The sequence below is a fragment of the Paenibacillus sp. S-12 genome (assembly GCF_030363895.1).
GTDB lineage: Bacteria > Bacillota > Bacilli > Paenibacillales > Paenibacillaceae > Paenibacillus_B > Paenibacillus_B alvei.
In genome coordinates, this window is the sequence record NZ_JASIUF010000012.1 from 291852 (window position 1) to 312419 (window position 20568).

20 protein-coding genes are annotated in these 20568 nt (G+C 47.6%); 4 read left to right on the forward strand and 16 right to left on the reverse strand.

Going from position 1 to position 20568, the window contains the following annotated elements:
* The first annotated feature begins 49 nt into the window (after positions 1 to 49).
* From proC to mtnB, 4 genes are read left to right on the forward strand one after another with little or no spacing between them, the layout of a single operon-like run.
* Complete coding sequence (gene proC / locus NO352_RS12365; protein WP_289355795.1) at positions 50 to 931, forward strand: pyrroline-5-carboxylate reductase; 882 nt, start codon at positions 50 to 52, stop codon at positions 929 to 931.
* Positions 928 to 2157 (forward strand): 2,3-diketo-5-methylthiopentyl-1-phosphate enolase, encoded by a 1230-nt coding sequence (locus NO352_RS12370; protein ID WP_289355796.1) that lies wholly within the window; start codon positions 928 to 930, stop codon positions 2155 to 2157. Before proC ends, NO352_RS12370 begins: the two co-directional genes overlap by 4 nt.
* Positions 2154 to 2825 carry a 2-hydroxy-3-keto-5-methylthiopentenyl-1-phosphate phosphatase gene (locus tag NO352_RS12375; RefSeq protein WP_289355797.1) on the forward strand — a complete coding sequence of 224 codons (672 nt, stop codon included), beginning with the start codon at positions 2154 to 2156 and terminating at the stop codon, positions 2823 to 2825. Before NO352_RS12370 ends, NO352_RS12375 begins: the two co-directional genes overlap by 4 nt.
* Positions 2826 to 2881: 56 nt before the next feature.
* A complete protein-coding gene (mtnB, locus tag NO352_RS12380; protein WP_268599685.1) occupies positions 2882 to 3526 on the forward strand; it encodes a methylthioribulose 1-phosphate dehydratase in 645 nt (214 codons plus the stop codon).
* A gap of 104 nt (positions 3527 to 3630) precedes the next feature.
* On the opposite strand, the gene NO352_RS12385 is transcribed toward mtnB, so the two are convergent.
* From NO352_RS12385 to NO352_RS12460, 16 genes are all read right to left on the reverse strand, one after another.
* Complete coding sequence (locus tag NO352_RS12385) at positions 3631 to 4311, reverse strand: DnaD domain-containing protein (protein ID WP_005547025.1); 681 nt, start codon at positions 4309 to 4311, stop codon at positions 3631 to 3633.
* Positions 4312 to 4499: 188 nt separating this feature from the next.
* Positions 4500 to 5795, reverse strand: coding sequence for an asparagine--tRNA ligase (asnS, locus tag NO352_RS12390; RefSeq protein WP_268599686.1), 1296 nt, complete (start codon positions 5793 to 5795; stop codon positions 4500 to 4502).
* Between the two features lie 22 nt (positions 5796 to 5817).
* A complete protein-coding gene (locus NO352_RS12395) occupies positions 5818 to 7023 on the reverse strand; it encodes an acetate kinase (protein WP_005547021.1) in 1206 nt (401 codons plus the stop codon).
* A complete protein-coding gene (locus NO352_RS12400; RefSeq protein ID WP_005547019.1) occupies positions 7020 to 7892 on the reverse strand; it encodes a 3-hydroxyacyl-CoA dehydrogenase family protein in 873 nt (290 codons plus the stop codon). The genes NO352_RS12395 and NO352_RS12400 overlap by 4 nt, the downstream gene beginning before the upstream one ends.
* 131 nt (positions 7893 to 8023) lie before the next feature.
* Positions 8024 to 9544: an AAA family ATPase gene (locus NO352_RS12405; protein ID WP_005547017.1), complete on the reverse strand. Its 1521-nt coding sequence runs from the start codon at positions 9542 to 9544 to the stop codon at positions 8024 to 8026.
* On the reverse strand, positions 9516 to 10079 hold the full coding sequence (locus tag NO352_RS12410) for a quinolinate synthase (protein ID WP_262866616.1): 564 nt from the start codon (positions 10077 to 10079) through the stop codon (positions 9516 to 9518). Before NO352_RS12410 ends, NO352_RS12405 begins: the two co-directional genes overlap by 29 nt.
* 226 nt (positions 10080 to 10305) lie before the next feature.
* Entirely contained in the window at positions 10306 to 10830 is a 525-nt protein-coding gene (locus NO352_RS12415) for a cell wall elongation regulator TseB-like domain-containing protein (RefSeq protein ID WP_289355798.1), read from the reverse strand.
* A gap of 15 nt (positions 10831 to 10845) precedes the next feature.
* Positions 10846 to 12156: an amidohydrolase gene (locus NO352_RS12420; RefSeq protein WP_289355799.1), complete on the reverse strand. Its 1311-nt coding sequence runs from the start codon at positions 12154 to 12156 to the stop codon at positions 10846 to 10848.
* Positions 12153 to 12800 (reverse strand): redox-sensing transcriptional repressor Rex, encoded by a 648-nt coding sequence (locus NO352_RS12425; protein ID WP_005547009.1) that lies wholly within the window; start codon positions 12798 to 12800, stop codon positions 12153 to 12155. The genes NO352_RS12420 and NO352_RS12425 overlap by 4 nt, the downstream gene beginning before the upstream one ends.
* Before the next feature lie 16 nt (positions 12801 to 12816).
* A complete protein-coding gene (dinG, locus tag NO352_RS12430; protein WP_289355801.1) occupies positions 12817 to 15687 on the reverse strand; it encodes an ATP-dependent DNA helicase DinG in 2871 nt (956 codons plus the stop codon).
* A 146-nt stretch (positions 15688 to 15833) separates the two neighbouring features.
* On the reverse strand, positions 15834 to 16490 hold the full coding sequence (locus NO352_RS12435) for a tetratricopeptide repeat protein (protein WP_005547007.1): 657 nt from the start codon (positions 16488 to 16490) through the stop codon (positions 15834 to 15836).
* Between the two features lie 199 nt (positions 16491 to 16689).
* Positions 16690 to 17076, reverse strand: a complete 387-nt coding sequence (gene panD / locus NO352_RS12440) for an aspartate 1-decarboxylase (RefSeq protein WP_163978858.1) — start codon at positions 17074 to 17076, stop codon at positions 16690 to 16692.
* 12 nt (positions 17077 to 17088) lie between these two features.
* A complete protein-coding gene (panC, locus tag NO352_RS12445; protein ID WP_005547005.1) occupies positions 17089 to 17979 on the reverse strand; it encodes a pantoate--beta-alanine ligase in 891 nt (296 codons plus the stop codon).
* On the reverse strand, positions 17976 to 18845 hold the full coding sequence (gene panB / locus NO352_RS12450; RefSeq protein ID WP_005547004.1) for a 3-methyl-2-oxobutanoate hydroxymethyltransferase: 870 nt from the start codon (positions 18843 to 18845) through the stop codon (positions 17976 to 17978). Before panB ends, panC begins: the two co-directional genes overlap by 4 nt.
* 325 nt (positions 18846 to 19170) lie before the next feature.
* Positions 19171 to 20142, reverse strand: a complete 972-nt coding sequence (locus tag NO352_RS12455; RefSeq protein ID WP_289355803.1) for a biotin--[acetyl-CoA-carboxylase] ligase — start codon at positions 20140 to 20142, stop codon at positions 19171 to 19173.
* Positions 20139 to 20568 (reverse strand): HD domain-containing protein (locus tag NO352_RS12460; RefSeq protein ID WP_483311832.1); only part of this gene is annotated, 430 nt, incomplete at its 5' end. The genes NO352_RS12460 and NO352_RS12455, both read right to left, overlap by 4 nt.

A 20568-nucleotide genomic window follows, 5' to 3' on the forward strand; every position in this document is an offset into this window, starting at 1 on the left:
CTGCAACAGCATATTCCACAAGCAACGTGTTGGAAAAGAAGGGAGAGGAATGGACATCATGAATGAAACAATTACACAAGAGAAGGACACATTCCGTTCTCTTCGCATTTGTATTTTCGGTGCAGGCTCCATTGCTGAAGCAATCGTAAGAGGAGTACTTGCCAAGCAATTAACGGAACCAGAGCAATTTTCAATGATAAATCGCAGCAATAACGAGCGACTGCAAGAATTGAAGCGGAAGTATGGCGTTACGATCGAGCTTACATCTAAGGGCAAGCAGGAGCTGCTTCATGAAGCTGACGTTATCGTACTATGCATGAAGCCTAAGGATGCTGCAGCCGCACTTCATGAGTTGAAGCCCCTGCTCCGTCCTGGCACACTCATTATTTCAGTCATTGCCGGCCTTTCTTTACATGCTATCCAGCATATTCTAGGTCCTATCGCCACCGTGCGCACAATGCCGAATACATCTAGTACGATTGGACTCGGAGCAACAGCAATTTGCTGCTCCCAATCTGTGGACGATACTCAGCGAGCTATCGCGATGATAATATTCGAAGCGATTGGCATCGCAGTTGAAGTCGAAGAGCAGCATATGAATATTGTAACTGGATTGTCTGGGAGCGGCCCTGCCTATTTATATTACGTCATGGAAGCCATGATGCAGGCTGGCGTTGAGGGCGGGCTCACCCAAGAGATTGCACATGATTTAACGGTGCAGACCGTGCTTGGAGCAGCCGAAATGGTACGACGAACGCAGGAAGAACCTGCTGAACTGCGCCGTAAAGTAACATCTCCTGGCGGCACGACACAGGCTGCACTTGATGTCATGAACAGTCATTATATGAGCAAGACCATTATATCTGCGGTTCACCGCGCTGCAGAGCGCTCGCAGGAGATGGAACACCAAATTGGGAGGGAAATCGAATGAAAGATCACTGCATCGCCACCTATCGGCTGTTCGATGATCGGGCAGATTTTAAGAAAAAAGCCGAAGGAATTGCCGTTGGCTTGACGGTAGGGAGCTGGACCGAGCTCCCTGAGGCGAGAAAGGCCGAGATGTCAAAGCATCTCGGCAAGGTTATCACGATTGAGGAGCATCCATCAGACGTTGCAGGGGAACGATATGCGGATATCTCCATCGCATACCCAGACATTAATTTTAGCCCTGATCTCCCCGCATTACTCGTTACTGCATTCGGCAAGCTGTCTATGGATGGCAAAATCAAGCTATTGGATCTCGATTTTTCGGACTCTTTCAGAACAGCATTTTCAGGACCTAAGTATGGAATTGACGGAATCCGTGATCAGTTGCAGGTTTATAACCGTCCATTATTGATGAGTATTTTCAAATCGGTTATCGGACATGACCTGCCAGGATTGAAGGAACAATTTTACCAACAGGCATTGGGTGGAGTTGATCTGATTAAGGATGACGAAATTTTGTTTGAAAATCCGTTGACCCCGATCGTACAGCGTGTTCGTGCTTGTATGGAAGCAGCTGCTGCTGCTGAGCAAATTACAGGCAAAAAATTGTTATACGCCGTAAACTTGACAGGGCCTACGTTCTCGCTTCGTGAACAAGCGCTTCGTGCAATAGAGGCCGGTGCAAATGCGCTGCTGTTCAATGTATTAAGCTACGGATATGATGTCCTGCATGGATTGAGTCAAGATCCAGATATTACAGTTCCAATTGCAGCTCACCCTGCACTTGCCGGCGCTTACTATCCTGCAAAGGAGCATGGGATTGCTGCTCCGCTCCTACTTGGCAAGCTAATGCGATTGGCTGGTGCCGATCTAGTCCTCTTCCCTTCCCCGTACGGATCAGTTACCATGCCAAAGGAAGAGACACAAGGTATCCGCCAAGCGTTAACTAGCACAGCAGAATCATTAGAATCCATACATAAAAGATCCTTCCCGGTGCCTTCCGCAGGCATACACCCAGGTCTTGTCCCGCTTATTATTCAGGATTTCGGAACGGAAGTAGTTGTCAATGCGGGAGGAGGAATACACGGGCATCCATTGGGAACAGCGTCTGGCGGTCAAGCATTTGTAGATGCCATTGATGCCGTGATGAAAGGCGATACGTTGGAGCAAAGAGCAGTTGTATCCGAGCCATTAGCTGCCGCAATTGGATTATGGGGTGTTAAGAAATGAGTGTGCAGAAGCGTCGTGTCATTTTTTGCGATTTCGACGGAACAATAACAGAAAATGATAACATTGTTTCAGTTATCCGGCATTTCAACCCGTCTGGTTGGGAAGAGATCGTGAATGATGTCATACAGGAACGAAAGTCAATTCGGCAAGGAGTCGGTGAAATGTTCGCCATGCTCCCTACTTCACTGCGAAACGAAGTCGTTCAATATGCCATATCGCAAGCCTGCATCCGCCCTGGCTTTGAGCAATTCGTTCAATTTTGCCAGACGGAAGAGATTGAATTGTACGTGACAAGCGGAGGAATTGATTTCTTTGTATATCCGCTGCTCAAGCCGTATCAAATTCCCTCTGACCATATATATTGTAATGGCAGCGACTTCACTGGCGATAGCATTCGCATCACATGGCCATATTACTGCCAGCCGCCTTGTACGAATGATTGCGGGATGTGCAAAACGACCATTGTCCGACGCTTCCCGGAAGAAGAGTATGAACGTATTGTGATTGGCGATAGTGTTACCGACTTTGCAGCAGCCAAGATGGCTGAATTTGTGTATGCAAGGGCGCAATTAATCGAGCGATGCGATGAGCTACAGCTTCCTTATGCACCATTCCACACCTTTTATGATATTATGGAGCATTTGACCCATTCCAATACACATATCTAAAATCATCCACACTAATAAGCTAGAAGTGGTTGAAAAGAAGGGAGCCAGTCCATAGAATGAACACGAATATGCTCACAGTAGAGCAAAAGCAGCAAGCACTTGCTGAGCTGCGCACAATCAAAGAGCAGTTTGCAAGCCGCCACTGGTTCCCAGGCACGAGCGGCAATCTCTCCATTCGTGTCAGCGATATTCAGAATGAACAATTCCAATTCGCGATTACGGCCAGCGGCAAGGATAAGTCGGTTCATACTCCTGAAGATTTTCTATTCGTGAATGAGAATGGCCGAGCAACCGAAGCAACGAAGCTGAAACCCAGTGCTGAGACATTAATTCATTGTGAAATTTACCGGCTCACAGGCTGTGGTGCTATCTTCCACGTTCATACCGTATTTAATACCATCGTATCTGATCTATATGGAGATCGCGGTACTGTGCCGGTAGAAGGCGTAGAATTAATTAAAGCATTTAACATTTGGGAGGAAGACGCGATAATCAACATCCCTGTCGTACCGAACTACGCAGACATCCCACGTATCGTACCATGTATTACAGAGTCACTTGATCCACTTATTCCGGGTATTCTTCTACGAAAGCACGGCATATACGCATGGGGCGCTAATGCCTTCGAGGCCAAGCGACATCTGGAGGCATTCGAATTCTTGTTCGAATATGTATACCGCAAACAAGCACTTCATCAATAAATGCTAGCCTATTATTCCATAAAACAGATAAGGCCCTCAGTCACTTTAGACAGAGGGCTTTAGTGTCGGACATTATTTTCCCATGCAATTCGAGAACTCGTCACTCATCTTCCGCTAGAACGGAACTTCTGAGTATAAGCCTTGGCATCTTCAATTGAGCGAACTCGGTTACGGCTCCATTCTAGCAATATGCGATCCACGTAGCGGAAATGCACCTTACCTGCAAACACCGCTTCCTTCAGTGCTAAGAGAATTAATTCCTCTGGATAATGATCCTGATCTATCCATCCGGCAATTGTCTCACATTCCATTGGTGAAAGCGGACGGCCGAATTCCTTCTCAAATATATTGAACAGATTCGGTTGATCCGAGTCCGTTAATGCAGAAGATTGTCTTAACCGCTGACGTTCAGCTCGAATCTCTTCCGTTACGAATACGGCCATCTTTTCCCATAATCCAGTTAAATTATATCGCTCATACTGCACTTGCGTTGCCGGGTCGACTTCTTCGTCTATGCTGATAAAGCCATCCTTCAGCAGTCTCTGCAGCGACTTGATGACTAGCTCAGGAGCTGTTCCCATACGTTCCTGCAGCTCCTCTATTGTCGGAAAGTCCTTCATTTCCTGCTGCTTGAAGCCTATAAGATGAATAAGCAGCATTGCTTCCGTATCATTCAGCTTCAGCTGCCGATAGCAGCGCAGCAGGTGGTACGGCACACTAATACTGCCTGATTGCATGCCAAGCGCCATCCCTTTGGCAAAGGTGCGAAAAGCGTCTCCACTCATACATTAATCCCCTCTCCGCTTCACTACCCCTCTATTGTCTCATATGATCAGCTATTTGATAAGCACTAAATTGGCAACGTTTTCAAATTTTAGAAATTAGGGCTTTATCGCTATTGAAAAAATCGCCCCATACCGCTTTTGCGATACAGGACGATCTTCATCACTTACTGATCTGAGCTACATGAAGCTTATGGATATAAACGATATAACAGGCGTGGGAATGGAATTGTCTCACGAACATGTTCTAATCCGCAAATCCAAGCTACAGTACGTTCCAGACCGAGACCAAATCCAGAGTGAGGAACAGTACCGTATTTACGCAAATCCATATACCACTGGTAAGCCTCAGGAGACAATTCATGTTCCTTGAAGCGTTCTTCCATCAGGGCAGGATCGTCAATACGCTGAGATCCGCCGATAATTTCTCCATAGCCTTCTGGAGCGATCATATCCGCACACAGAACGACTTCTGGACGATTTGGATCCGGCTTCATGTAGAATGCCTTGATGTTCGTTGGGTAGTGCGTGATAAACACAGGAGTTTCGTACTTCTCAGCGATTGCCGTTTCATGCGGCGCACCGAAATCTTCACCCCAAGGAATATCATACCCTTGCTCTTGTAAAAATGCGATTGCTTCATCATACGTAATGCGCGGGAATGGCGCTACACATTTCTCCAGCTTAGACGTATCGCGGCCGAGTGTTTCCAGCTCTGCACGGCAATTGTTCAGCACAGATTGTACGATGTGCGAAACGAATTGCTCCTGCACCTTCAGGTTCTCTTCATGGTCAACAAACGCCATTTCCGGCTCGATCATCCAGAACTCGATCAAGTGGCGGCGTGTCTTCGATTTCTCAGCACGGAATGTTGGTCCGAATGAGTAAACCTTACCAAGCGCCATTGCGGCTGCTTCCATGTACAGCTGGCCACTTTGCGTCAGGAACGCATCTTCTTCGAAGTATTTCGTATGGAACAATTCTGTTGTTCCTTCGCAAGAGGATGGCGTAAGAATTGGTGGATCCACCAGTGTAAAGCCCTTCTCATCGAAGAATTGCTGAACCGCACGAATGATTTCCCCGCGGATTGTCAAAATGGCATGCTGCTTCGGTGCACGGAGCCACAAATGACGATGATCCATCAAGAAATCAACACCATGTTCCTTCGGTGTAATCGGATAATTTTCTGTAATTTGAATGATTTCCACATTCGTTACAGTCATCTCATATCCGGATTTGGAACGTGGTTCCTCGCGAACAGTCCCCGTAACATACATAGAGCTTTCTTGTGTTAAGCTTTTTGCCGCTTCCCAGACTTCCTCCGGCACTTCACTTTTCACTACAACACCCTGGATAAATCCAGTACCGTCACGCAGCTGCAAGAATTGAATCTTGCCGCTGGAACGTTTGTTGTGCAGCCAGCAGCCCATACGGATTTCTTCGCCTACATGGCGGCTAACTTCGCGGATGACACAAGTCGTCGTCATCGATCGCTCTCTCCCTTACGCATTATTTCGATTCTTGCACAAGGCGGAATGTATCCCGCGCAATCATAAGCTCTTCGTTCGTTGGAACGACAAGAACTTTTACTTTCGAATTTGGAGTGGAAATCAGACGCGGTTCTTTCGAACGGATTTTGTTCAGCTCTGGATCAATTTCAACGCCCAAGAACGTCAACTTCTCGCATGTTGCTTCACGAATTACGATAGAGTTTTCACCAACACCCGCCGTAAATACGATTACATCAACGCCGTCCATCGCTGCTGCATATGCACCGATGTATTTACGCAAGCGATATACGTACATATCGAATGCCAATGTTGCATTTGGTTCGCCCTCAGCCATTGCATCTGTAATTTCACGCATGTCACTGGACAAGCCTGAGATTGCGAGCAATCCACTGTGCTTATTCAACATGGAGTTGACTTCATTGACTGTCAAATCTTCTTTCATCATTGTGAAAGGCACAACAGCCGGATCCAAGTCACCACTGCGTGTCCCCATCATCAAGCCTTCCAGCGGAGTCATACCCATCGATGTGTCGATCGATTTTCCGCCCTCAACCGCTGTCAAGCTGCCGCCGTTACCAATATGGCATGTGATGATTTTCAAGTCTTCGATCGGACGTCCAACAACTTCAGCCGCACGTTGGCTGACATAGTTATGGGATGTACCATGGAAGCCATAGCGACGAACTTTGTGCTTCTTGTATAGCACCTTCGGTATCGCGTACATGTATGCCTTCTGAGGCATCGTTTGATGGAAAGCAGTATCGAATACAACCGCTTGCGGTACGTCCGGCAAGTTCGTTTCAACTGCTTTAATGCCCATCATGTGAGCAGGGTTATGCAGCGGAGCCAGATCGAACAGACGACGGATTTCCGCTTTGACTTCTGAGTCAACCAATACGGAATTGCTGAATGATTCACCGCCGTGAACGACACGGTGTCCAACAGCCTCAATCTCGCTGATCGTTTTAACTACGCCAACCTTTGCATCTGTAAGCTTGTCCAATACTTTACGAATCGCAATCGTATGGTCAAGAATTTCGCTTACTTCTGTAATTTCGTCAGTGTGATGCGGTTCGTGAATAAGAATGGAGGAATCCATCCCGATACGTTCCACGCGGCCTGCTGCCAGTACCGATTCGTCCTTCATATCATATAGCTGATATTTGAGTGAGGAGCTGCCTGCATTGATTACGAGTATTTTCATAGTCTATCCCCATCCTTATCATACTTGAAAAATCCGACGCCCGATTTCACGCCGAGGTGGCCAGCGCGCACCATCTTTTTCAACAATACGGACGGACGGTATTTGATATCGCCGAACTCGCGGAACATGCGTTCCATAGCAGCCAGTATCGAATCCAAGCCAAAGCGGTCTGCCATCTCAAGAGGCCCGTATTGGAAATTATATCCGATTCTCATTGCATTGTCGATATCTTCGGCAGACGCTACGCCCTCTTGCAGAACGTGCAAAGCCTCGTTAATCAAAAGACAGATCAAACGAGACGTCACGAAGCCCGGAGACTCGAATACCATGATTCCTTTTTTCTGTACAACCTCTTCGACGAAGCGCTTCGTTTCATTGAATGTTTCGTCAGAGGTTTTTAACCCGCGGATAATTTCGACAAGGTCAACCTTCGAAACGGGATGAATAAAGTGCATGCCAATAACACGCTCAGGATACTTCGTTGAGCTTGCCATTTCTGTCAGGGACAGTGTCGATGTGTTGCTTGCCAAAATAATGTTGCTTGGGCATACGCGATCCAGTTCAGCAAAGACCAATTTCTTCGCTTCCAGATCTTCAGATATAGTCTCAATTACCATATCGCATGCACTCAGCTCCGCCAGATGCGTCACCTTATGTATGCGCGAAAGAATTAACTTTTTTTCCGCCTGTGTGATAGCCCATTTCTCAAGCTGCTTGTCCAGGCTTGTTTCAATCATTTCATACGCGTGGTCCAGCTTCTCCGGCGATTGCTCCACCAACAGCACGTCCAAGCCTTTGACAGCAAGCATTTCTGCAATGCCTTGGCCCATTGTACCGCCGCCGATGACGCCGATCTTTTTGAAAAACATGGTTTCTTCCACCTTTCCTGTTGCTATGCTCTGCATAGTGTACCCGAGATGATGGTTTCGTTATCAGTGCATAGGTACCTCACCTTATCTTATCATGAATATGGAAACAAAAAAGAAAAACCAGCGTGAATTCACGCTGGTAATTGTTTCTTGTCACATAATAGACACCGGAACGTATCTCCGTTTACTAATTCCTCTTCCAAAAGGTGTTGCAAACATCGCTCAAAAGCATCCCGGTGCTTCTCCAACAATTCACGCGTTCGATAGGTCAAATCTACCATAATCGCCTGCGTTTCATTTGTCAAGACATCTGGCGAGAGATGCTTCAATCGAACGATGCCTAGATTAGTTAAACCAGCATTCACCATCGTCTCCACGATATTGAGTGCTTGATCGAAGTCTCCCTGAGAGCCTGTACTGCGATTGCCGTAGAACAGCTCCTCTGCTACCGAGCCGCCTAGCGCTATCATAATCTGCTCCTCAAGGAACGGCTTCGTATATAAGTAACGATCCCCTTGAGGCTGATGTCGAACGTACCCTAATGCTTGACCGCGCGGGCTGAGAGCTACCTGTGAAACGCTTTCCGGTCGGACAAGCTCTGCCGTGATTGCATGGCCTAGCTCATGAATAGCCACGCGACGACGTTCCTCTTCATTTGTCTCTCGGTCGCTTTTCTCTCCTAGCAACGCCTTATCAATCGCCAGGGAAAGATGTTCCATCGTAATGGATTCTTGCCGTTGACGCATCGCATAAATGGCAGCCTCATTAAGCACGCTTTCTAATTGAGCGCCTGAGAAGCCAAAGGTTTCCTCTGCGATTCGATCCAGACTGACCTCTTCCGCAAGCGGCTTGTTAGCGGCGTGCAGCTCCAAAATATGCTTGCGCCCTTTCTTATCCGGCATATCGACTTGAATATGGCGGTCAAAGCGTCCAGGTCGCAGCAGTGCACTGTCCAGCATCTCCTTGCGGTTCGTTGCTGCCATCACAAGAATGCGTGGCTCTTCATCAGTATATAAGCCATCCATTTCCGTCAACAGCTGATTTAGCGTTTGATCGTATTCTTTTTGCTGCCCGCCTTCACGCTTACCACCAATGACGTCAATCTCATCAATGAAAATGACTGCATTCTGCTTTTTCTCTTTCTCTGCGCGCTGTCTTGCTTCCTTGAACAGTTCACGTACACGGCCAGCCCCTACGCCGACATACATTTCGACGAACTCACTGCCTGATACGCCAATGAACACGGCATCTGCATAATGAGCAGAAGCCTTGGCCATCAATGTTTTCCCCGTTCCTGGAGGGCCTGTCAACAATATTCCCTTCAACGGACGAATCCCAAACTTCCGAATATCATCAGGTCGTACTAAGAAATCAAGCGCCTCAATTAATTCATTTTTTGCTCTGTCCTGCCCGCCTATTTTCTCAAAACTCATCGCACTAATATGACTTTGGCCTGCTTTTGCACGTCCGGATGAACGTGTCATACCTGCTTGCCCTCTCCGATTCACAAAGAACAGAAGAACAGTAATCGCGACGGCGGCTGCTACGATCGGCCAAATATTCACACCAAGATAGCTAATAAATAGTATGGCTGGGATTACAATCCCCAATGCCAATTCCCAACTACGAACGGATTGCCGTTGCTTTTTCATTAGGCCACACCCCCACAGGCGATGCTTGCAATGGAAGCAAAATTGTCTTGCTTCCTTGCCCATCCTTGAGTTGAATATAGACATAACGAGCATCCATTTCGGTTTGAATCTGAATGCCTGGGTGCTGCTGTTGAAGCTCCTTCAATCGTACGGGAATGTCACTATACTTCTGATGAACCATCGCCTCAGCTACATCGAACATGGCCCGTGACCATAATTGATCGATATTCGGCGTGCTTTGCTCATTCCAATATTCGAGTTGAATCTTCTTACCGCTCGAATTTTGCTGCAATTCATCTGATACTTGTTCAACCAAGCTGCTAATATTTGTTCCGTTCTTGGTCTTCAGCTTTACTTGCAATGTATCGGGATCCCACTTTACATCATACTGCGTAATTTCAGCATGCTGCTTGAGCACTCGCTCTACAGGCTGCTTTACGAAGCTGCGTTCATAAAATGCCCAACCACCGAACAAAGCAACAGCTGTAATCAACATAATGAGCAAGGTAGGAACAATACGTATTTTTTTCGCCATGCTGAAACCTCCTGTTGCTAATCTATATTATATACCCCTAATGTTCTCTCTTTGATATATCATGAGTATATCATACATACTGCACTATCTCTGAATGTAAAGTGTACCATGATTGCCATCGAACTTGTTCCAGGAATAAAAAAGCGCTGCATCCTCCGTCTGATGTACATGTGTTCATGTACGCACAAACGAAGCAGCAGCGCTTCAAGATCATTCGTCGAATATGCTATTTATTAGGCAGCGTATAAATATCACCTGTAGGCGAACCGTTAGCAAATGTATAAAAATGATAGAAATAATGGACAACGCCTTGGTCATCTTTTCGTTTGACTAAAGCCTGCCATAAATATTGATCATCCTTATAAGCAGGAGTAATTCGGATCACATCTGCATCCGGGTACTGCGCTTCAATTCTCCCCTCAATCGTTTCCTTTGAGGTTACTTCTGCAGAAGTCATTAGGTTTACCTTATCCGGGAGCACCCAAATCATATGTTCCTGACCTTGCTCGTCAGTTCCCCGAACCGTATATACAACTTGATCCCAAACCCCCTTCTCCACTTCAGTCACACTTGCAAGCTTAACAGCCTCATTCGCCCGTTTCACAATTTCCGCTTCTTTTACTCGCTCATCCTTATTAATATATTGCACATACTGATAAGAGGCGAAGAACAATCCGACTAGAAACAAGAGAACGAGTACCGGTATCAGCCATTTCCAATGCGATCTCCGGCGTACGCGTCTTCTCTGCATGAACTCTCCTCCTGCCTATCTTGCAAGCAAGCTCTCAAAGCATTGCTGCGCCTCATGAAGGATTCGTTCCTCATCCATCGTCAGGCATTCGCCATTCTTCACAACCTGCTTTCCATCAACCCATACATGCTTGACATCCTTGGCAGATGCCGAGTATACAACATGGGATACCAAATCCGTATGAGGCATAAAGTGAGGCTGATCAATATCAACTGCAACAAAGTCAGCCTTCATTCCCACTTCAAGCGCGCCAATATCGTCAACACGAATTGTCTTCGCACCATAGATTGTTCCCATGCGCAGTGCCTCTGCTGCAGGAATAGCAGTCGGATCACCGGACACGCCTTTATGGATCAGGGCGGCGAGTCGAATTTCTTCAAACATATCAAGGTTATTGTTGCTTGCCGGTCCGTCGGTACCAAGTGATACTACAACACCTGCACGAAGCAGCTCAGTTACGCGAGCAACGCCGCTCGCCAGCTTCAAGTTGCTGCCTGGATTGTGAGACACCGCCACATTATATTTCGCAAGCGTTTCTATTTCCTCATCTGTCAGATGAACACCATGAGCGACGAAGGAAGGACGTGAGAAGAAGCCAAGCTTCTCGAGATGCGCTACCGGACGCATTCCATAATCCTTCACATTTTGCTCTACTTCAGCTTTCGTTTCTGACATATGAGTATGAAGCGGCAAATCTAAATCATGCGCAGCCTGAACAAAGCTCTCGATAAAGGATGGCGGGCAAGTATACGGCGCATGTGGCGCCAACAGTGTACGAATGCGGCCATTTGCCTTCCCGTTCCAATCCTTCGCGAACTGGATCGCTTCATTCAACTTCTCCCGCTGTACATCCTCCGGACACAAGCCAATCGCTCCGCGCATGAGTGATGCACGGATTCCAGATTGCTCACTTACCTTTGCCACTTCATCCATGTAATCATACATATCAACAAATGTTGTCGTACCGCCCTTCAACATTTCAACAACCGACAACGCCGTTCCCCAGTACACATCCGTAGCCGTAAACTTACCTTCCATCGGCCACATTTTCTCCTGCAGCCACGTTTGAAGCGCAAGGTCATCACCATATCCGCGCAGCAAAGACATCGCAGCATGTCCATGTGTATTCACAAGTCCTGGAATAAAGAACAATCCCTTGCCATCAATGATTTCTGCACCTTCAGATGTGTATTGCTCAGGCAAATCAGCTCCCAGATGAACGATGCGATCATTTTCCACGACCATGAATCCATGGAAGGAGGATTGTTTCGCAGTTGGAGACAAGTCGGCAAATATGCCGTTTTTAATAATGATTCGATGTGTCATTCGGCAGGTACTTCCTTTCCATTATCAGATAAATAATACGCCAAACTGAACAAGTCCGTCGTGAAGTCGGCTGTATGAACCCGAATATTCGGCGGCACTCTCAAGATGACAGGCGCGAAATTCAAAATGGCTTCTACCCCGGCCTCTACAAATTGATCCGCAACATGCTGTGCTTCCGTAGCCGGCACCGTAATGATTCCGATGCGAATTTGCTTTTCACGAACCGTAGGAATGAGATCAGACATGGGCTGAACTTTCAAATTGTTAATCTCAGTGTTAATTTTGGACTCCTGAGCATCGAACACAGCAACAATTTTCATATTATCTTTCAAGTATACGGTGTAGTTGCAAAGGGCGTGCCCTAATTTACCTGCGCCGACAAGTCCAACAGGTATTACCTGATCGAGTTTTAAAATATGCCGAATTTGTTGAATAAGATACGATACATCATACCCGATACCCTTGCGGCCGAAGTCGCCGAAGTATGCCAAGTCCTTTCGAATTTGGGCAGGATTCAAGTTCAGCTTCTGTCCCAAATCTTGAGATGAAACTGTGAGCACTTCACGCTGCTTCAATTCTAATAGGTGACGTAAATATACGGGTAAGCGCCGAACGACAGCTTCTGATATTTTTAGTGCTTTCATCCTAAAAAAGCTCCTCTCATCGCTCTCCAATACCTCTTTGATTATGGTCTAGCCACGTATCTATACGTGGTACAAGTTGTTCTGTTGCCATATGCTCCATTTTTGGACCAGGCAGCGAGTAAAGAAAGTGTTTGCCATAGCTTGTCTCAATAACCCGGGTGTCATAAATGATTACAATCCCTTTGTCCTGCGTTGTGCGCACGAGACGACCGAATCCCTGCTTGAACCGGATAACAGCCTGCGGTACAGAATATTTGCGGAACGGATTTTGATTCATCCGCTTCAAGCGATCGCATTTTGCTTCCACTAACGGGTGATTCGGCGGCTGGAAAGGAAGTCGTACAATCGCCAGACAGGTCAGCGCATCTCCCGGAATATCTACTCCTTCCCAAAAGCTGCTTGTCCCAAGAAGCACCGAGTTCGGCTGTTCTCGGAACCTTCGTGTCAGCTTGCTTCGATTGCCGCTGTCAATTCCTTGTCCCAGCACTTGAATGCCATGGAGGCTTAGCGCTTCCTTTAGCGGCTCATATACATCCCGCAGCATGCGATACGATGTGAATAATACAAGCATTCGTCCCTCTGTCACCTTAGCTACATCGGCCAGTGACTGCATCAGCGTCATATTAAACTTAGCGTCTGACGCCCCCTTTACGCTCGGAAAGTCACGCGGAATGACTACAAGCGCTTGTTCACGGTAGTTAAATGGTGACGGAAGGATGACAGTGTTCAAGCGCCCATCCCGTTCTGCATCCTTCAAGCCCAATTGTTCGGCCACGAACTGGAACGATTTATCGACAGACAATGTTGCTGATGTCAGAATGACACTCTTCTTCGGCTCAAAGAAATAACGCTTCAGTGCCTCACTCACATCAACAGGGACGGCATACATTTGCATCGATTTATGCTTATATTGGAGATTTCCTTCCATCCAATATACCGTATCCGCATCCTTGCCCTGCATAAACTCCCGGAATTCATCACGAAGTTGCCCAATGTCCTTGAACAGACCTGTCACGTCTGCCGTAACGCCTTGAACCTCGTCATCATCGTAATCCTTCCATTCGTTAACGAGCTTCTCCCCCGAACGGACAATGTCGCTTAAGCGGGTATGAATATCGCCTTCCAGTTCCGCAATAGAGCTCCAGGCTTCAGGACGATTACCTGACGGCAGCCTAAGCACAGCTTGGCCGCCCTCCGCTTGACCGGCTTCATTCATGGAAGGCAGCATCTGATAAAGTTGCTCATGCAAGCGATCCCACTGATCCTTGACATCGACGAGCTGTGTCAGCATCTTATCAATTCCTTCTGCCCAGACAAGCGCCTTTTCATTGCCTGACAAGCGAAGGCGCTGCTGCAGCAGCACAAGCGCCCCGTTTTTACTATCCTTGAACAACTGGGTCAACGGATGAATGAGTGAAAAATATTGCAAGTGAATGCCTAGGTGTTTGCCGGCCGTCTCTTCAAAGTGGTGTGCTTCGTCTACAACAAGCTGCTCGTAGGCAGGAAGCAAACGATGCTCTGCAATGACATCCGTAAATAATAACGAGTGGTTCGTGATGATAATGTCTGATAAATTCGCATCATTCTTCGCCCGATGGTAGAAGCACCGACGGAACCAAGGACATGCGCGATTCAAGCAAGAATCACTATCACTGGCAACGGTATCCCAGAAGTCAGCACCTTTATGAACGAAGTGCAGCTCTTCATCATCTCCATGTTCGGTCTCACTGAGCCACACCAGCATTTGGGCAGCTGTCAGACTATCATCGCGAGCATGTACATACTCCCTATTACCTATTTTATGTTCAAATTTTCTCAAACACAAATAGTGACTGCGGCCTTTTAATACCGATGCCTTAAACGGAACCGGAACAATCTTCTCCAAAAGCGGCAAATCACGTTGTCTGAGCTGTTCTTGTAAATTGATTGTGTGTGTGCTAACAATCACTTTGCTTTCTTGAGAAACACTCTGATATATGGCTGGAAGCAAGTATCCTAATGATTTTCCGGTTCCTGTACCCGCTTCGATAAGCAGGTGATGTTCTTGCTCGAAACATTCCATGACTTCATTGAACATCTGTTCCTGCGACTCGCGAGGTTCATAATTATCCAAGCGGTTGGCTAGATTCGTCTTCACCTGGTCAAGGAATTGGGCGAAAGTGACCCCCTTAAGCGGATTCACTGCTGACGAGTCACGCGGCGGTTCCGTCTCTGTCCAATCCGCCTGCTTCAATGTCAACTGCCGAAACGGATGGTACCCTTCTTCTTCCGTCCAATCGGACACCTCGCGCTCCTGAAGCTTCTCAGCCAGCAGCCACTTCAAGTCACGTTCCTCATGATCTCCGAATACATCGACTACACGCTGCAGCGTTAACAGTGGCAACTGGTCAATCGCTTCTAGACAGCGTATAAATATATCTGCTGTTGCTCTTGCATCACTGTCTGCTTGATGCGGTCGGTCATGAACAACACCCATTTCATGCGACACAGAACCAAGCTGAAAGGAAGGCAGTGAAGGGAACAAAATACGCAAAAGTTCAATCGTATCTAAAATACGACCTGTGAATGGCAAATACCCCGTCTGCTCCAACGCCCGGCACAGGAATTGATAATCAAAGGCCACATTGTGGCCAACCAATACAACATCCCCTAGCAAAGGAACAAGCCCAGTCATTGCATCATCAATATCGGGAGCGTCCTTCACATCTTCCTCGGTAATGCCTGTAAGCTGCGATATAAATTCCGGTATTGGGACGGTTGGTCGAACAAGCGTATGATATTCGCGTTCTATCTTCAAATCATGGCCAAGAATGACCAGACCGATTTGAATTATTTCATCGTTCGGCTGATTGCCGGTCGTTTCAAAATCCAAAACAGCAAATCTCATCTCAATAGCCTTTCCTCTCACAATTTCTGTTCTTAGCATAACAGATGTTCGGTCGTTTGGAAATGACTAGAGGGAAACATCTGTGCGTATTTTTTCCCACACAAATGTTCCCCTCCGATGTCATGACAATTGATTTCACATGCATGTTATTGGATATGCATCATGTGCTCGCCGCCTAATTCCAATTGCCCGCTTTTCGACTGGCATACCTTCAAATTCATAATGGGTTCAGGTAATGTTGGATCCAGTTCATGCGCTTTTTGGAACCATGCCTTGGCTTGCGCAAATTGATGCTGCTTCGCATGAATACAGCCTAGCGCATTGCACGCTATCGCCTTCATGCTGTTGTTGTCAGTTAAAGGAATAATAAGCTGAAAATGATGACCTGCTTCCTGACAATTTCCTAAATGCAGGTGTGACATCGCCAGATAAGCGCGCACTTCGATACTTTCCGGGTGAAGCTTTGCGGCCTGCTCCAAGAACGGAACCGCTTCCTTATACATCATAAGCAAGTAATACCCTTGGCCCCGTTGGTACGGATCCCCATAATCCGGTAAGGTTATTTTACTATCCTTTACTGGGCATGGCTGTGAGGGTACGGTGCTACCCTTGCCTGCCTTTGGTCTCAGCAGGGACAAGCGCTCCTCAAAGCGCAGCCACTCCTCTACAATATGATCACTCATGGAGCGAAGCAGCGACACTTGATGCTCGAGCTCTTGCTTTTGCTTTCCCTTAGCATGCGGGTATTTGGCAATCACTTCATCCAACAGTTCATTCATGGTCTCGAATACATGTTGCAGCACGATTCCATCCCACCTTCACGAGTGTTGCGTATCGTTGTCTTACCGGCTCAGGTTCATTGTTTGTCTCAGAGCTAATTTTCATTCGGTGCCCCAACGATTCCCGTGTACTGGCTTCCGTTGTCAAACGAAGCGAAGCAAACAATTACGTCCTCTAAAAAGCCACAGGTAATCCAGCCAACGTGAGCTATGCGTTTGAAGCTTAGCGAATCGTCGAATGCTCCTCAGTCAGGTTCATCACTTCAACAGGCTTGTTGCCTCCGTCTACAAACACAATATTAGGCTTGTATTGACGCGCTTCTTCATTTGTCATGGATGCGTAAGAAATAATAATAACATTGTCCCCAGGCTGTACAAGTCGAGCTGCTGCGCCATTTAAGCAAATAACGCCTGAATGCTTAGGTCCTGGAATCACATAAGTCTCTAAGCGTGCTCCATTATAATTGTTTACGATCTGAACTTTTTCATTCGGCCAAATATCAGCCAATTCCATTAAGTGTTCATCTATCGTAATGCTCCCAACATAGTTCAAATTCGCTTCCGTTACTGTCGCACGGTGAATTTTCGATTTCATCATCTCGCGCATCATGCGATAGCCCCCCTACTCTCCATGAGTTAACATGCGATTATCAATCAATCTTGTCCGTCCAAATTTAACGGCCAGTGCAATTAGAATATTGCCATCACGTTGCTCCAGCGGCATGTCCGGGGATACCGATTCAAGCTGCGGGAAGCTTAATATTTCCACGTAATCAATACTTGCGAGCGGCTGTTCTGCAATCATTTCCCTCATTTTCTGCTGAAGCTCTGGCGCAGTCAGCTTTGGGTTATTCTGCAGCCAACTGTCAACCTGACGAAGAGAACGTGACAGCACGAGTGCTTGTGACCGTTCTGCCTCTGACAAGTACACATTGCGCGAGCTCATTGCTAATCCGTCTTCCTCACGCACAATCGGGCAAGGAACAATTTCAACTGGGAAATTCAAATCCGCCACCATGCGCTGAATTACCGCTACTTGCTGTGCATCCTTCATCCCGAAGAAGGCTTTATTGGGCTGAACAAGATTGAACAGTTTGGTCACAACAGTTGTAACGCCGTCGAAATGTCCGGGACGCGTTGCTCCACAGAGCGGACCCGTAATATCATCAACATGCACTTTCGTCTTGGTAGGTGTTGGATACATCATGTCAGGCGTTGGCATAAATACAATATCTACACCATGCTGCTTGGCAACCGCAAGATCCCTTTCTTCGTCGCGAGGATATTTCTCATAGTCCTCATTTGGACCGAATTGAATCGGATTGACAAAAATACTAAGCACTACAACATCGGACTGATTGCGAGCTTGGCTTAACAAGCTTGCATGTCCATCATGTAAATATCCCATTGTTGGAACGAAGCCTATGGCCGGATCTCCGTCCGGACGTCTATGTTCAAGCTTGGCGCGACGCAGAGCGTCTCTAAGCTCTTGTATGGAATGAACTGTGATCATGGTGTCTGCACCTTCCCGCTCCCGTATAGCTGCCCTGTTAATTCGTCATCTGCGGCAAAAACGTGCTCCTGAGCAGGGAATGCGCGCTGCTTCACCTCTTCTACATAAGAAGAGAACGCCTCTCGGATGGTCGTACCGATGTCCGCATATGTTTTTACAAAACGTTTTGGACGGTAGTCAGCATCATAACGCACGATATCATGGAATACGAGCACTTGTCCGTCACATTTGGCTCCAGCACCAATTCCGATTGTCGGAATGTCGAGACGTTCCGAGATATAAGCTGCAACTTCATCCGTCACAAGCTCCAGTACGACTCCAAATGCTCCTGCCTGCTGTAGGGCTAACGCGTCGTCCAACAATCTCTGCGCATCATCCATAGTCTTGCCTTGAATACGATAACCCCCAATTTGATGCACAGATTGCGGAGTAAGACCGATATGACCCAGTACAGGTACGCCAGCCTTCACACATGCCTCTACCATAGGAGCAATCTCAGCGCCGCCCTCCATCTTCACGGCTGTTGCATGGCCTTCCTGCATAATGCGGCGAACTCCATTCAGCGTATCCGTTACCGAGCTGTGATAAGTCATGAACGGCATATCCGTAACGACAAATGTATTGGGCGCTCCCCGGCGTACTGCGCGGGAATGATATACCATATCATCAATCGTGACAGGCAATGTAGAGTCATAGCCTAGCACGACATTGCCCAAGGAATCTCCAACGAGAATGATGTCGACGCCCGCTTCTTCTGCCAGTCGGGCAGTCGGATAGTCATAGGCGGTCACCATCGCGATCGGTTCCCTTTTTTGCTTCATCGTTTTCATTTTTACAATACTCAGTGGCTGCTTTGGCTTGTTCATTCTTTGTTTTCATCTCCTTTAACGTCTCTTTTCACGTTGTCTAGCTCGAATCCTCAATCACTTTCATTCATGAAGATTCTGCTATACGTTTTTTCTTAGTGTGTGCAAAACAAAAAAACCTTTTAGCGTTTCCACTAAAAGGGTCCATAAGAAAAAAAGAGGTCGCAAGCGGACGTCCTTCTGTCTCGGTCCCTTCGGCTCAGAGCAGAAACGTGCTACACGTTCGTCAAGGATATGCACTTATGTCCTTGTGTGTACGGCCGGTGCGGTTCTGTGAAAGATACCGCCAGGCCGACACTAAGTATACCAGAAATCATCCTGTCTTTCATCCAGTAAAATGAATATCTCCGGAAAAAATTTTACGATAGCAGCCGTCTTCACCTAGCAGGATTAGCGCTCCCGTTTCATCCAGTCCCTGTGCAACCCCAGAGACAGGTCCATTCGGGGTTCCTACCGTCACACTGCGTCCGATTGTTATGCTTTGCGCCTCCCACAGTGCTCTGATCGGTGCAAATCCTTGCTCGACATACAGCTTATACAACTGTTCCAACTCAAATAAGCACTCGGCAATCAGCGATGCGCGATCGATTTCCTTTCCTGAGGCGATCTTCAGAGATGTCGCAATCGCCTTCAATTCATCCGGGTAGTCATGCGCATCTAAGTTTACACTTATCCCAAATCCCGCAATGACGTGAACGAGCCGCTCATCCTCTGCAGAGGATTCCGTCAGGATACCACAAACTTTTTTATTGTCATGCAAAATATCATTGGGCCACTTAATGCCCAACTCAATCTCTGTCACTCGCTTCATTGCACGACAGAGAGCGACTGCGGCAAGCAGTGTTAGATGCGGTGTGAATTGCAGTGGAATTTGCGGGCGAAGGATCAAACTCATCCATATCCCCTTGCCTGCGGGGGAGTGCCAGCTTTTCCCGTGGCGTCCTCGTCCCATTGTTTGTTCTTCCGCAATGATGACAGCGCCATCCTCTGCCCCCTGCTGTGCCCACGCAGCCGCCTCATTCTGTGTTGATTCTGTCCGGGCAATGATGCGAAGCTGATGACCTAATTTGCTCGTTTTCAGCTTTGCAAGCAGCGACACTTCATCAAGCCGAGTTGGCATCTGAACGAGCCGATAGCCCAGCTTCGGAACAGCCTCGAACTCATAGCCTTTCGAGCGAAGCCGATTAATTTGCTTCCATACGGCAGTTCGAGATATATCAAGTCTACGGCTAATTTCTTCGCCAGATATAAATTCATCAGGATGTTCTTTGAACCATGCAAGCAATTGGTCACTCATTGTTCGTTCCACGCTTTCCTTACGTAGTCAAGCAGAACCTCTTGTTGATTGACAAGTTCCCCTAATGCAACGGAAAGCCATACGCTCTCCAAGCATTGGCGCAGCCATGGTCCTGCCGTCCGTTTCGTGGCTTGCAGCACATCTCCGCCCGTCAGGGCAATATCGCGCAAGCCGCGGACAGAAATGTCCTCCAGCCAAGCCTCGCCATGCTGGAGGAACGGCTGCATTGCAGCCGTATGCTCGCCTGCCGCCCCAACGCCCAGTAGGGTGCGGCGGCAGGCGAGTGCATCGCAGAGACCTTGCTCGCCGACGGCGAACAGGGTCTCTGCGAAGGGGCGGCGCCACGCGCTGGCTGCGCCGCCATGTGTCCCGGCCGCGGCCAAGGCGGCTGTGCCGCCAGCCGCGAGCCGGGCATCCCCGCGCCGG